Genomic DNA, 2,402 nt, shown 5'->3' on the forward strand with positions numbered 1-2,402 from the left:
ACGGTCAAATCATTATTCAGTTAGAAAATGATCGGGTTGTTGCCAAATCCGCTGCCTATTTGGCAGGCAAACATAAGAACTCAGTATTAGTACAATTAGATAAAAAATGGCTATTACCGTGTCGTTTTTGGTGATGCAAAAAAATTGAAGGGGAAACTGCGTTGGCAGCTGGTCGGTCATGGTTCTGTTCGGAGCGCTGAGGTTACCTTGGCATATCAGTCCGCTAGAGCACTAGCGAACAATCTACAAGGCTTTCACCACGCCTTCGGGGCTAAATTCAAAATTAATCAGGATCCCCACTCCATTAGCTTGGTGGGTTGTTCATTGATCGACACGAGTAAAGAAGGTGGTTTTGCTTGGCAATTTGCTCAAGAACTCGGTAAACACGATATTTACTCTAATGTTTCCGCACACAGTGCCGAAATGGCGGTTACGCCCCATGGTCAAAAAATGACACTGGATAGCCGTGGTTCTTGGCATCATAAGGCCAGCGAGAATAAGTTAATTCTAACTTGGAATAAACAGGGCAGATTAGTCCCGACCACGGATCTGTCGATACGTTTGCAGCGGGTGTTAAGCCTAGTCGATAACCTAGCCTCAGGTGAACTGAAATATAGGGCATTGAATTTGGAAGAGCTTGCTGATTTGAACGATGCATTTCAATCGAAGCAAGGGAAGTTAGATGTTAAACGGCTAATGCTAACCGCATTTAATAACATGGATTATTTGGCGTGGCGTCACGAAATCTATCAACTGTTACAACTACAAGATACCCATCATCCTCAATTATCAGGATTAAGCGTACAAGCTGCATTGCAGCAGAGTCAACAGTGGAACAAAATCCAGGCAAAAAGCATTGTTGCACTGGCTGAGGCGAGTATGAAACAAAATGGCAGCGCTGTCAGTATCCAAAATGCAAATATCGCGCCACAAGGATTATATATTGGTGGCAGTGAGCTACACACGCAATCTAACGCTATCAGTTTAGGGCTGGCTTGGCTCCATGCCCGATATTTGGGAACACCGGAAACCCGTCGCCTGTTAAATGGTTTACTTACCCATACCCTGATTAACGAACAAAAAGCGGATGCTGATGGGATGATTACCGACGGCGAAATGATCCAGGCCAATCTTTTCCGTCAGCAATTTATCAAATTACAAAATTTTGATTTAAATGATAAAAAACTTTTTACTCAGCAACTGATATCACCCTTTGATTGGAAACCCGGTTATTATTTGTTTAAAAGCCAACACCATGCGTTGATGCTAGCCAGCCAGATTGAAAACGGGCAGCATATTTACTATCTGTACGATCCCCATGTTGGCGAAATACGCTGTAGTGGTAAAGACAGCGCTAAGAGCAGCCTAGCGCTTAATGCAATACTAAATGATTACTTGCAAGGTAGAAACGCGCTGTTGGATCCTGACACTCGAGCAGAGCAATACGGGGTAACGCAAAAAAATAATCAATATCACTTCACCATCTACCAAGTGAATATCGCTAATGCTGTTCAGCAATTACCCGCCTTGACTCAACTGCAAACATTATTGGTAGACTTTCGTACTGACCAACAGAGGATGACACAGGCAGGAGATGTCCGCCTTGGTAATGTTACCCTGCCGCCAGCGCACGCACTCAGCCAAATGGGTGCAAACATTGACGGGGAGCCGCTTTCCCCCCGTCGTCTCACTGACGCCTCTCGGCTTGCCAGGTTACGTTTTTTCCCCGCACAACTGAATAATTACCTAATGCAACTGGATAAAAATGATCCTGTTGCTATCCAGGCCGTTATGTTACTAAAACAACAAATCTTCGTGCAAAAAGGGAGGCTTGCGGATCTGTTAACAACGAGCAAGAATCAAAGTATGCACGAAGTCTCCATCGTGCTATTAGATAAAATTAATTACCATGTAAAAAATGGACATATCATGTCTGGCTTATGGTCATCGTTGCACGATGCCACAGTGTGGGGGCGCTTTAACCGTTCAGTCCATCGTGTCGGCGTAGGAATGCAAGGATATGGCTACACTCGCGGTATCTATGACTTGATTAAATATCGAGCAATGCTCAAGCGTGATGATCTCACTGACGAAGAAAAAAACGAGTTGGTCTACGAAAGAAATTTAGCGCTGGCTTCGTTTGGCTCTAATGTGTTGATCGATGCGACCCAATACGGCTTGGTTAAATGGGGACAACAGCTTGCTTCTACAGGCCCGACGGCTATGATCAACCGTACCCAGCATATGTTCAATAAATTTTTTCGCGGGCATAGAATAACAGGTACAGCCATGCTTACCGGTGCTCGCCTAGGGCAGATGCGCTTTAATGCCAGTACTAAAATAGCAAAATTTGGTGGGTCGACGTTAACGATTTTATCGAGTGGCTTTGATATTTATAGTGC

2 protein-coding genes are annotated in these 2,402 nt (G+C 44.4%); both read left to right on the forward strand.

Annotated elements, in window-relative coordinates; all coding sequences use genetic code 11:
* Positions 1-14 precede the first annotated feature (14 nt).
* Positions 15-134 (forward strand): hypothetical protein, encoded by a 120-nt coding sequence (locus REG_RS14765; protein ID WP_407078958.1) that lies wholly within the window; start codon positions 15-17, stop codon positions 132-134.
* 10 nt (positions 135-144) lie between these two features.
* The coding region (locus REG_RS10455) for a C80 family cysteine peptidase (RefSeq protein ID WP_006705618.1) at positions 145-2,402 on the forward strand (2,258 nt) is incomplete at its 3' end.

The organism is Candidatus Regiella insecticola LSR1 (assembly GCF_000143625.1).
In the GTDB taxonomy this organism is placed as follows: domain Bacteria; phylum Pseudomonadota; class Gammaproteobacteria; order Enterobacterales; family Enterobacteriaceae; genus Regiella; species Regiella insecticola.